The following is an 11,623-nucleotide window of genomic DNA, read 5'->3' as shown; positions in this document are numbered from 1 at the left end:
CAATCACCATCGCGGCCACACCGCACTCGGCGGCCAACCACCCGCCACCCGCGTACCTAACCTCTCAGGTCAGTACAACTAGCTAGTCCACTTCAGCGCAGTCTCATCCTCGCGCTATTCCGACGCATTTCGCCGGCGACGAAATACGATAGTGGCAATACAGATCGCAGTTCCAATGAGGGATACAACCTGCGCAATCAGGACGCCTATGCCAGCGGCCAACGCGCCGAGATTTGAAGCGAGCGCAAGCACCACAATCAATTGCGCCGCTACGGCGACAGCCAAGATTCCCGCGGCGAGGTGGTCGCGCCGTCTCGACTGTAAGGCCACCAGCAAGGGTTGGGTAAAACAATTGAGCAACATAGCTACACTAAGTAGGCGCAGGATGGGAGCCGAGCCACTGAAGTCGGCACCCAACAACGACGTAACTAGCCAAGGCGCCATCGCGAATACCGCCACGCTAAGCGCAACTGCCCCCACAAGAATCCAGCTTGCTCGCATAAGTTGCGGCCTAAGCTCTCTCAATCGCGGCTCAGCCGCGATGAACGGCGCCGCAGCCGACGCAAATGCTCCGATCGCGAGCGACAAAGGTTGGGTCCAACGGTTAACTCCGCCATAAATCCCCGCCGCGCCAGGACCTGCGAGTGCAGCCACGATTGGCAGGTCCAGCTGCTGCGCACTGACGCTCAGATTCGTGACGGCATACCACCTTGTACCCAGCCACGGGTTCCTCATGGCGTGAAAACGAATACGCAGCCGATCGGGCTTTGACGTGACCGCAAATGCACAGATAGCTAAACTTACGTCGCCAAGCGCTAAGGATAACGACAGTGAGACGCCAGACGGAATGCCAATGGCAGCCTGCCCGAAAAATATCATCACCGAAGATACCCGCCCGACGACTATCAGCCATGCAACCGACTCTGAGCGTTGAGCTGCCCGCAATGGAACCAGCACAGTCTGAGCAATGGTTGTCGACATCAATAAAAGGCCCGTGCCGACGAATTCCGGCGCAAAACTTAGAGCAAGTATCACTATAACCGCAGACGCCGCGAAAACGATGAAAAACCGTGCTGATACTCGAACATTCAATTCCCGCTGGGTGATCTGTTGGCTAGCCAACTCCCGAACCCAGTACGCATTCGCACCTAGGTCAGCGAATCCGGCGCCCGCTAGGCCGAGACCGACTGCCGTAACCACTGATCCATATTCATCCGGTCGCATTCCTCGTGCCGTCAGGATGTACAGAGCGGCCGCCAGCAGCTGCGATGCCCCCATGCCAAGCACAAGCGCCAGAGCTTGAAAATTCAGCGATCGTGGTTGTTTCAACCGTGGCCTACTCAGATCACGAGGCCGCGACTAGAAGCTGATGGCCAAATGACCGCGTATCTGAAGGCACAGTTAAGTAAGACCAGCTAGGAACGCTTCAGCGCCAACACTCACGACACTTTCACGAGGCGGGGGTAATGAGCTCGCCTGCTGTATTGCTCGACTCAGTGACTCGACGTCCAATGTTGACCAGATAGCTTGCTCACCCAGGTAGCGTGCGTCTCGATTGAGAGATTTGGCTCCGGCGAGCACAAGACGCCTTCCAGATGCCGCAGCCCTCAACGCGATTCCGCTCGGGCCTTCATTTGTGTATGCGACCACCACACAATCGACTGCACCGATGGCTGCGTCGAACTCGGCATCCGTCAAAGTCCCTGAGAGATGCACGACCTGCCCTCCCGCGGCGTCGAACGTCCGCAACAGCGGTTCCGCGGCTTCCACTACTTCCTCGTCTATGGAGCCCGCAATCAATAATCCAATATTCGGCACATTAGGCTGTCCGAGAAGTGCATGGATGATCTGCGGTAGGTTCTTTCTGGGTGTAATAACCCCATAGACTCCGACCCAATAGCGGTCACCGTGGGAGCGCAAGTCGTCCCTTACTTTGTGCCGCTCCTCGCTTGTGCAACGCAGCACTACTGGATCTGGGATCCAGTGCAGCGGTTCGCTGCGCCGCACATGAGGGCTGCGAAGGGCCGACACCCGTACCCTCGGACGTAGATCAGCACCCAAGATCAAGGCTTTCTTCGCGATGCCTCTTAGGCGGAGCGGCCAGATCGATTTCTTGGGTTGCCCGTCGGCACGCATCGACAGCACCGACAGTTTGCCAGGACCTGTCCAACCCTTGCGGAAAATATCGAATAGGTACTTGTCTCCGTCGGGGATGATCGTGAGATCAGCGCTAGCCTCGGTCGCAACCCGCGCGATGTCTGCGAGCGAGAATGCACGCGCAGGTTGAATTGTTACCTCGGGTGCGATCGTCCCAAGATGTACGCTCCACTGGGTGCTTTCGATTGCATCTGCGGTCGTGAGCACGACGGCACGTCGACCGCGAGAACGGCATGAGTCGACTATCAGGCCAACATAGTCGAGATGGTGTCCTTCTGGATTGGGCTCCACCACGAGCGTCAATCGAGTCGTGTCAGAACCATTGAGTTTGCCGCTCACGATTCACGCTCCGCGCGGCCGAAGAGCTCGGACCTAAAGAACACCGCATCTGCTTGCAAGAGTCGACCAGATTCAGGGTCTGTGAGGACTGGACTTAGACCCATAAGGCCCATACCCAAGGCGTCGGCCCGCGCCAGCCCCTCGCGATACATCATCCCGCCCTCGTACAGGGGGGCCAGAGACAGTTCTAGCAATAGTCCGACAATCCCCGCGCCGGCGAGGAGGCCGTGAGCACCATCCAGCACGGCTGCTTCGTACCCTTGCACGTCGAGCTTCAAAAGGGTCCGGTCCTCGGCTGACACGCCCAGTTGAGGAAGTAATGAATCGAGACAATCTTGATCGACTATTTCACTGCCGACGTAGCGCGATTCCGGCCCTGCATTTAGATGGGTATCGAGCATCGGCAGAACTGAGCTAGAAAGACCCGCGTTCCCAGCGACATTGATCGTGACGCGACCCTTTTCACTGCCGATCGCTCGCCGGTAGACATCCCAGTTGTCATCACGTGCGGCTCGTTTGCGTAATGCGGAAAATGGCTCAGATACAGGTTCGAAGGAGATTATACGGCCCGCGTAGCCGACCTCACGTATGGAAGAAGCGAACCCCCCGTTGTTAGCGCCGACGTCAACTACGCAATTTACCTCGCAGTAGTCCAACATCTGAACTGTACGCGCCAGAAAATCATGGGCAGGATAACGAATGATATCGAGACCAAACCGCTTTTGGACAAATCGACGAATTTTGTGCTTTACTGTCATTTCGTCATTCCGTCAGCGTCAGTTCGCGCCAATACATCCCCGACTCCCCTTAACAGCTGCCCCGCAACAGGCAGTTACTTTATCACCCCAGGCTCCGCCTCGCCGCACGTCGCCCCGGATTGTTTGGCTGGTGTCACGACGGCGTCAGGTCCGCGCTTCCCGGCCGCCACTGAGTCGCGGTAGCTCTGTGGGTTTCACGAATAGTGCGCTTTGTTGCGGCGGCCGATCCGCCTCCAGCTCCATGATCGCGCGCCCGTCGCGCCTGGCTAGCCAACTCTCGGCAACGTCCCGCGAGCAAGGGGGTAGATTGGCCAGCGCAAGATGTGGACATCGTCGTAACCGGCAATGGCGGCCTGCGAGTGAGGCATCGGCTAGGTCGAGGGTCTGGCAATTCCACGGGGCCGGCCCCCGACCTGGATGAATGACAGTCGGGCGCCAAGGAGGTACTGTACGTGCGACTGCAGCGAATCTGGGGGAGAAAATGAGGCTACGGTTCGGTTTCGGCGCTATTAACGTCACCGGCATTTTGCTTATGGGATTGTTCTTCGGCGCTGGCATCGCGGCTGGTTCGCCCGACTGGTCTGGTCAAACGTATTCACACGCGGCTGAGGACATTCCCAAGTGGGGCTACAAAGTCGCTATCGCAGGAGTGATCGGAGATCAGCTTCCACTGGACGACTGCATCGTCACCCGATCGCCGAAAGCCATTAAGCTGGATTCCAGCGGCAGATCCACTACCAGCCAAATCTCGTTATATCTAAATTGCAATGTAAAGCTAGCCGAACCTGGGAAGCCTGGCAATTCAGCAGCTTCCCCGGAAGGCCGACAGACAAAAAACGATCTCGCCCAGCTTAATTATTTCAACGACAATCCTGAGAAATGCTCCGCACCACTGGATCAGTACTGCAAGGTGATGTGCAACAAAAACCTCGACCACTGTTCCGCGGCCGTACAGCAGGCTATAGCTTCCTTTTGATTAGTCGACCTGCACCTTTACTAACTCGAACTATCAATACTATGTGCACCTAGCGCAGTGGCGGATGAGCTTAGCAGTCACCGGCCCGGGTGGATCTCGGCACGATCGCTGCGCTCGTAAGACGGCGAAGACAAAGGCCAATCTGGATCAGCAGCCCCATAACTACGACTTTAAGCCCGCACAATGCGAGCCAGGCTTAAAAGTCAATTCTGTCAGCTTTACTGATCGCGGCGAGAACGTCAAAAGGTCTGGCCGCAAACACCCCTAATCTGCAAATTCGTGGTGGTGGAATCTTCCACGTACGAACGAACAACGGGCCTCAGAGGTGCAGGAGCTCAGACACATACCATCGTCAAGTACGAAGCCGACCCAGTCCATCACGAGGAAGGCTTTTACGAAAGAATCCCGTGCCATATTCCGCTCGCGGTGTTCCGTCCGTCGCCGCTGCAACTAGGAGATCGTAGAACTGGTCAGCGATTTTATTTATGTCAAATCTTTGCTCAGCGAGCATTCGCGAACGTATGCCGAGCTGCGCTCGAGACGCAGGATCGTTACTGATCGATGCGAGCCACTCCACGGCGTGCGCCACCCCTTCCGGCGTCGGCGGAGCAACAAGCCCACCCGCGGCAGCGATGTCGTTGGCCGCCGGATTGTGGGCAGGCATAAGCCCTAGAACGGGCCTGCCTGCTGCGAGATACGAGAGAACTTTGCTTGGGATCGAGAACTTCGATGCTTCGGGCTCCAGAATGGCGACGAGCACATCCGCTGCGCTCAGCATGTCAGGCAACTGGTCGGCCGGTTGGAAAGCAATCACGCGGATCGTGCCTTGCGGAAAATCGCCGGTGCGAGCAAGGATCAGATCGGCGCCTTCCCCTTCAGATGCCACGACCAGGCGCGCATCCAGTCCTCGACATCGAGCTGCCTTGATCAGGTCAACGAGGAGATGGGGGTTGTGTTTTCGACCAAGAGTGCCCGCGTACAACAGCGTCAGCGATCCACGCTCAGGGATCCACTCAGTGCTCCATGGATTTTCGAGCGACCTAGGCGTGATGTCCTCAAGCGGAGCCCAGTTTGGAATCACCGAGACCCCAGGACGATTCAGCTTCCACTGCTGCGAGTAATGACTTTGAAACTCCTCGCCAATGGCCACGACGCGGGTTGCCGACTTCGTGATCCGCCGCTCAAGAGCGGAGAGAACCCGTGCGCCGACCTGCGCAATCGACTTTGGGAACTTCCGATGAAGCTCCTCTCCGAGAGCGAGGCTAATGATGTCTTGGTGCCACAGGATCCACGGGGTACGCGTCCGGCGCGCGAATCTGCGAAAACGTTCCGCGGCAAAGAGCGGGGTATTGCAGATAATGACGACGTCAGGCCGCGCCTCTCTTATCCGATCGGTCCACGCCCTGCCGTAACTTAACTCGTAGCGAAATCGCCCGACGGGGCCATACTTCTCAAATGGGCGCTCCGCTGTTATGGACGTAAACGAGAGAGTCTTGGGATCGTCCCGCTCGAGTTCTAAGCGGCCCTTCCCGCCAACATATTCACTGCTGTAGCAATGTTCCACCACCATCCCTCTGCGCGCCAACGCACGAGATAGTTGAGCCTGGAACGGATGGCCACACCAGTCATGAATATGGACGCGCAATGGTGTAGCAGTCACTGCGCGTTGAGCGACTCTCTGGCGCGCCCACTCGAAGCAATCTGGTCATAAATCCATGCGTAGGTCTTTTCCAACCCGTCCTTCAAAGTAATCGACGGCTCCCAGCCGTACACAGAGTGGAACAACGAGTTGTCGCTGTTCCTCCCGCGAACCCCCTGCGGCGCGTCTAGTTTGTAGTTGCGCTTCGCCTTGATCCCGGCGATTTCCTCGACAATGTCTGCCAACTGGTTGATGGTGACTAGCTCGGACGATCCAAGGTTCACGGGCTCAGCAAAGTCACCATTGAGAATTTCCCGCGTCCCGCGAACACAGTCGTCCACGTACATGAAACTCCTTGTCTGCTCTCCGTCGCCCCAGATCTCCAACGAATCTGATCTACCCAGCGCGATAAGCGCAACCTTCCGGCACAGAGCTGCCGGCGCCTTCTCGCGCCCGCCGTCGTAAGTGCCATTGGGACCGTATACGTTGTGATAGCGCGCCGTACGGGTCTTTATGCCGAAGTCTTCGCGGAAATGCCGAGCCATCCGTTCGCTGAAAAGCTTCTCCCATCCGTAACCATCCTCCGGGTCGGCGGGGTAGGCGTCAGACTCTCTTAAGGCCTTGACATCGGAATCTGTCTGCTTCTCACCAGCGTAAACACACGCAGACGAACTATAGAAATAACGCTCGACGCCAGCCTCGTTTGCTGCCTGCAATACGTGTGTGCTCGTGAGCACCGACAGCATGCAGAGCGCGCGGTTATTCTCGATAAAACCCATGCCACCCATATCGGCAGCCAGGTTGTATACGTGCTCGACGCCCTCGACCGATGCGCGTGCCGTTTCGAGCAGCGACAAATCGCCAACGCGTGAGTCCGCCTCGTCATGCAGTTGGTACCACTCGTCAAGCGGCTTAGCATCGACCGCTCGCACCTGATGCCCGTCCGCGATGAGCGCGCCGGCAAGGTGTCCTCCGATGAACCCGCCCGCCCCGGTAACTAAGATCTTCATACCCGTCCCCCTTCGTGCAAAACTATAGCCTCCCTGTGGCAGCTGCGATCATATCGCCAATTAGTTTGCGAACGCGAGCCAAGTACGGTAATTCCCGAAGCGGGCGCTCTGATTTTGTCCGCCGAGAGCCATGTCGGCCCTCATACCGCTTCCACCAAATTCGCGGAACGCTGAAATCCGCGCACCAGGTTCCGAACCTGCAGCCAAACGAGTTCGGCCGAACTCGAACTTCCTATACACCGCATCGGACGGCGCGGTTATGCGGCAGACGCAAGTTCTACGCAGGTTCGCATCCAGCCACCCCATAGTTGCCAGAACCAAAGGCAAACGCTCACAACGACTTAGGAGCGGTGGGCGTCACGGCACAGGCTCCGTGTCCACTTGGAATCGATCGCAGATCCGGTCAGTCTTCATTCCGCCCGCTTGCACGGCACAGCAAGGCCTGCAGCGGGCACCTAGCAGAGCTTTCCACCGATCCCCATTCCAGCCAGGCCGTGGCCTCAATGGAGCTCGACAAATTTTGCCGGCATTTCGCTTCAGGGTTCCACAATATTCGGGTGCGGTCCGAGCGAAGGATCTCCGGCCACTGTTCGCCGAGAATAGCAACAGTGTTATATCTACGATAAAAGCTAGTTTGCTAGTAAGCGCCGTTACGGCCGAACACCGCCTGTGGTGTCTGCAGCAAGATCCGTAGATCCCACGTCAACGACCACGACCTGACATATACGGAGTCCAGGTGCTGAAGGTCCGCGTACGTCAGGTCACTGCGGCCGCAGACTTGCCACAGTCCAGTGATGCCCGGACTTACGTCGAGGCGAGCCAATGCGGCGCCGTCAAGCCGATCTGCCTCCTCGGTCGGCAGCGGACGCGGGCCGACGAGCGACATTTCACCGCGAACCACATTGATGAGCTGCGGCAATTCGTCGAGGCTTGTCTTCCGGATTAGCGCACCGACACGCGTGACTCTCGGGTCACTTGCCATTTTGAAAAGCGGTCCATCCGACTGATTGAGCTCGGAGACGCTCATGCGCCGGTCCCACGCGTCGGCGGTCATCGAGCGGAACTTGAAAATCCGAAACGGTTGGCCACCCCGTCCAGTTCGCTCCTGGCGGAAGAAGACGGGCCCGCGAGAATCGAGCTTGATCGCCCCCGCAATCAATATCATTACCGGCGAAGCGACGATCAGAGCACAGGTGGCAAGAACAACATCCATGAAACGCTTCGTGATTCGGGCACTTGCAGCCAGTGACGGGGTGGGCAAGTGCATCAGAGTCAACCCATGTAGCTCTTCGGCTTCACTGCGCCAGTTGTGCAGCTCGAAATAGCGTGGGATCTCAGAAACTGGTACTTGGCCCTCAAGCCGACGCAATGACTCGAGGACGATCGCGTCGCTGGTGTTCGGAAAACCAACGATCACCCTGTCGATCGCGTGCAGGGCGCAAATTTCGGGTAGGTCGGCGAGCCCACCAAGGACTGCGACACCCGGTGCGGGATTGTCGTCGACATGCCCGACCACGAGAGTGTCTGGACACCGCTGCAACCTCGAGGTCAATCGATCGGAGATGGGTCCCGTGCCAATCACCACGATGCGGCTGACCGTTGGATCGAACATGCGCACCACCAATCGACGCCCAAATGGGACCAGCACGATCGCGGGCAGAGTCATGGCCACTGCAGCAGTCAGAGTCATCGCTCGCTCGCCGCGGAGGACGAACGCGTCGGCAGCAAGTGCAAGAAGGGCAGCCGTCGGCAGACATCGCGCAATTACCGTGGGCCTCCACCATTCGCTCGGCCGCAACCGCGCGTCAGGCCTGCGATACAGCCCGTGCAGATGGAGTGCCACTGCCATCGCGACTGCGACCACGATTACATCTCGGACACTGAGGTCCCCCGCGCGTGCCGCACTAATGTGGTGAATTAACACCGCACCTACGGCCGCGGAGGCCGCCACCGTCACTGAATCCGACACGCGTAATAGCTGGCGGTGTCGAAGGCCGTGCCTACTCGCCTTTTTGCTGTCGATCGCGACTCTGGTGTTTCTTTCGACCTTACGTGGCACCGGCGAGGTGCGCTGTCCACCGAATACAGAAGCAGGTCGCCTTGGCGGCACGTCAAGACTCATAACTCATTCCCCCCCAGGATGTGGTGACATCACCAGCCGAAGCCAATCAATCGTAGGCCTGACGTGGCAAAGCTCGCTTCGGATAGACAGTTCCGGCCGTCGACTACGAGGTCGCCGCGCATGACCCTCCGCAGCTCGGCAGGGTCGATGAGGGCAAACTCGGGCCATTCCGTCGTCACGACAACGGCATCCACCCGGTCAGCCGCCTCGTAAACGTCTCGCGCGAGCCGAACCGCTCGGAATTCCTCGGGCAGAGTTTTCACGACAGGGTCGAAAGCGGAGACCACCGCACCGGCGGACAGTAGCCGCCGCGCAATGTCCAACGCCGGCGCATCGCGCAAGTCATCTGTACCGGGCTTGAAAGTCAGCCCAAACAATGCGATCCGACGGCCCTTCAAAATGTGAAGCTCTCGTTGGAGCTTGCGGACCGTCCGGGCCCGCTGCATCTTGTTGATCTCCACCGTCGCTTGAAGCATCGACGGTAGGTAGCCGTATTCCTCGCCGGACGAGATCAGCGCCGAGACATCCTTGCCGAAACATGAACCGCCCCAACCGACTCCGGGGTTCAGGAAAGCGTTTCCGACACGGTGGTCCGCACCGATCGCAGGAAGTACCTCACGTACATCAGCACCAAACAACTCGCACAGCTGCGCCATCTCATTCGCGAAGCTGATCTTCGTTGCGAGAAATGCGTTCGCCGCGTACTTGATCATTTCGGCCGAGGCCAATTCGGTAGTGATCAGGGTCGGACGACGGCCTCGCCGTCCCCCTTCGAACGATTGGTCGAGCACCGGTCGATAGAGCTCGGCAACCCGACTGACATCTGACGCGTTGCCGCCCAACACAATTCGATCGGGATAGATGAAGTCCGCAATCGCGGAGCCTTCGCGCAGGAATTCCGGATTGGAGACGACGTGGAAGGACAACTGGCGATTGCCCTCGAGTGCGTCTTCCAGAATCGTGCGCGTCCAGTTGCCTGAACCGACCGGCACGGTGGACTTGTTGACGATCACCGCATCGCTGCGCAGATGCGGCGCCAGCGATTGGATGGCACTTTCCAGCTGCGCCAGATCCGGCGCACCGTCGGAACCCGGCGGCGTTCCGACGCAGAGGAAAACAAAGTCCGCATCAGCAAGGGCTTCAGCCGGACGGTCGGTGAACCGTAGGCGACCAGTCCTCAGAGTCTCCAGCAGCAATTCGGGCAGGCCAGGCTCATGGAAGGGAACTTGACCGTCGTTGAGTTGGCCTGCGCGTACCGGATCAATGTCCAGGCCGCATACCGAATGCCCAAGGAACGCCAAGCAGGTTGAAGTGACCGCTCCGACATAGCCGGTCCCGATGACGGCGACCTTATGTCGACGGCGGTCAACCTCGACGTTGGTTTGTGACGCTGCGGAATCGCCGGCTTTGACTCCCAGGTCCGCCCGATTGCGGAACCATGCGATGGTTTCCCTCAGCCCGTCGCGCACGTCGACTGTCGGTTCCCAGTGCAATTCGGTGCGCGCGAGCGTGATATCGGGCTGGCGCTGGGATGGATCATCCTGGGGACGGGCGGTGAACTCCACAGGGGAATCAGACCCGGCAAGTTCGCGGATGAGTTCGGCCAGCTCCAGCATCGTGACTTCGTGTGGATTCCCGATGTTGACCGGCCCGGCGAGATCGGAGAACAACAACCGCAGGGCACCCTCAACCAGGTCGTCGACATGACAGACCGAGCGCGTCTGACTGCCGTCGCCATGAACGGTGATCGGTATGTTCGCCAGCGCCTGGTTGATAAAGTTCGGGATTGCGCGACCGTCGTCAGGGCGCATGCGAGGGCCGTATGTATTGAAGATCCGCATGATCGCGGTGTTGACGCCGTGCTTTCTCCGATAAGACATCGTGAGAGCCTCGGCGAAGCGCTTCGCCTCGTCGTAGCACGCCCGCGGCCCAATAGGATTGACATTGCCCCAATAGCTCTCGGGCTGTGGATGAACGAGCGGGTCTCCATACGTCTCCGACGTTGACGCGAGGAGGTACCGGGCACCCTTTTCCTTCGCCAGTCCCAAGGTGTGCAGCGTCCCCAGGGAACCAGCCTTCATGGTCTGGATCGGCAGCTCCGCGTAATCGACAGGTGACGCGGGCGACGCGAAATGGAGGACGTAGTCAACCGGCCCCGGGACGGAGATGTAGTCGCTGACATCGACCTTCACAAGCCGGAATCCGTCGTGTCCCTGTAGGTGAGCGACATTATCGGCCGAACCGGTCACGAAGTTGTCTAAGCAGACCACGTCGATGTCGTGCGCCAACAACCGCTCCGCGAGGTGCGAGCCGACAAACCCCGCACCACCCGTTACAACCGCGCGTCGCCGCATGTCCCCCCTCGGTTCCGCCGCCTTCTGAGCGTTTCCGATTAACTACGACGTCTGGCCCGGCGCAACTGTGGCAGCGTCGGCCATCTATCGAAAGCTGATCAAGAGGCGTAGCCCAAGGAGATGAGCGCTGACTTGCCGACCTTCTCCCCGAAGCGCCGCCCCCGACGGATGTGGTAACGCTATCACCGCCGAACCCGCCATGTAATGGGATGAGCTGATTTCCTTGGCACCTGACAAGATTTGCCGTCGCAGCTGATCACGCCTGTCA

General features: G+C 58.8%; 8 protein-coding genes. 1 reads left to right on the top strand and 7 read right to left on the bottom strand.

What is annotated here, in order from left to right:
- Window positions 1-114 precede the first annotated feature (114 nt).
- The 3 genes from BST42_RS29345 to BST42_RS09755 form a co-directional block, all read right to left on the bottom strand.
- Window positions 115-1,329, bottom strand: coding sequence for a lipopolysaccharide biosynthesis protein (locus BST42_RS29345; protein ID WP_133057443.1), 1,215 nt, complete (start codon window positions 1,327-1,329; stop codon window positions 115-117).
- 72 nt (window positions 1,330-1,401) lie between these two features.
- A complete protein-coding gene (locus BST42_RS29340; protein ID WP_133057442.1) occupies window positions 1,402-2,496 on the bottom strand; it encodes a glycosyltransferase family protein in 1,095 nt (364 codons plus the stop codon).
- Window positions 2,493-3,254: an FkbM family methyltransferase gene (locus BST42_RS09755; RefSeq protein ID WP_207569470.1), complete on the bottom strand. Its 762-nt coding sequence runs from the start codon at window positions 3,252-3,254 to the stop codon at window positions 2,493-2,495. Before BST42_RS09755 ends, BST42_RS29340 begins: the two co-directional genes overlap by 4 nt.
- A 421-nt stretch (window positions 3,255-3,675) precedes the next feature.
- Here BST42_RS09755 and BST42_RS29335 point away from each other — a divergent pair, with 421 nt between their 5' ends.
- Window positions 3,676-4,230 (top strand): hypothetical protein, encoded by a 555-nt coding sequence (locus tag BST42_RS29335; RefSeq protein ID WP_133057441.1) that lies wholly within the window; start codon window positions 3,676-3,678, stop codon window positions 4,228-4,230.
- 352 nt (window positions 4,231-4,582) lie between these two features.
- Here BST42_RS29335 and BST42_RS09750 read toward each other — a convergent pair whose 3' ends face one another.
- The 4 genes from BST42_RS09750 to BST42_RS09735 all read right to left on the bottom strand — a co-directional run bounded on the left by BST42_RS09750 (window position 4,583) and on the right by BST42_RS09735 (window position 11,355).
- On the bottom strand, window positions 4,583-5,890 hold the full coding sequence (locus BST42_RS09750; protein ID WP_133057440.1) for a glycosyltransferase family 4 protein: 1,308 nt from the start codon (window positions 5,888-5,890) through the stop codon (window positions 4,583-4,585).
- Complete coding sequence (locus BST42_RS09745; RefSeq protein WP_083118346.1) at window positions 5,887-6,879, bottom strand: NAD-dependent epimerase/dehydratase family protein; 993 nt, start codon at window positions 6,877-6,879, stop codon at window positions 5,887-5,889. Before BST42_RS09745 ends, BST42_RS09750 begins: the two co-directional genes overlap by 4 nt.
- 637 nt (window positions 6,880-7,516) lie before the next feature.
- Window positions 7,517-9,001 carry a sugar transferase gene (locus tag BST42_RS09740; protein WP_083118345.1) on the bottom strand — a complete coding sequence of 495 codons (1,485 nt, stop codon included), beginning with the start codon at window positions 8,999-9,001 and terminating at the stop codon, window positions 7,517-7,519.
- Window positions 9,002-9,030: 29 nt separating this feature from the next.
- Window positions 9,031-11,355 carry a UDP-glucuronate decarboxylase gene (locus BST42_RS09735; RefSeq protein ID WP_083118344.1) on the bottom strand — a complete coding sequence of 775 codons (2,325 nt, stop codon included), beginning with the start codon at window positions 11,353-11,355 and terminating at the stop codon, window positions 9,031-9,033.
- Window positions 11,356-11,623: the final 268 nt, after the last annotated feature.

Origin of the sequence: Mycolicibacterium rhodesiae (assembly GCF_002086695.1) — a bacterium.
GTDB classification, from domain to species: Bacteria; Actinomycetota; Actinomycetes; order Mycobacteriales; family Mycobacteriaceae; genus Mycobacterium; species Mycobacterium rhodesiae.
This window is presented reverse-complemented; position numbering and strand designations above follow the sequence as displayed.

Bases quoted from the DNA above. Each gene is read 5' to 3' on its own strand.
- BST42_RS09745 (WP_083118346.1), bottom strand. From the start codon at position 6,879: ATGAAGATCTTAGTTACCGGGGCGGGCGGGTTCATCGGAGGACACCTT.
- BST42_RS09740 (WP_083118345.1), bottom strand. From the start codon at position 9,001: ATGAGTCTTGACGTGCCGCCAAGGCGACCTGCTTCTGTATTCGGTGGA.
- BST42_RS09735 (WP_083118344.1), bottom strand. From the start codon at position 11,355: ATGCGGCGACGCGCGGTTGTAACGGGTGGTGCGGGGTTTGTCGGCTCG.
- BST42_RS09755 (WP_207569470.1), bottom strand. From the start codon at position 3,254: ATGACAGTAAAGCACAAAATTCGTCGATTTGTCCAAAAGCGGTTTGGT.
- BST42_RS29335 (WP_133057441.1), top strand. From the start codon at position 3,676: ATGACAGTCGGGCGCCAAGGAGGTACTGTACGTGCGACTGCAGCGAAT.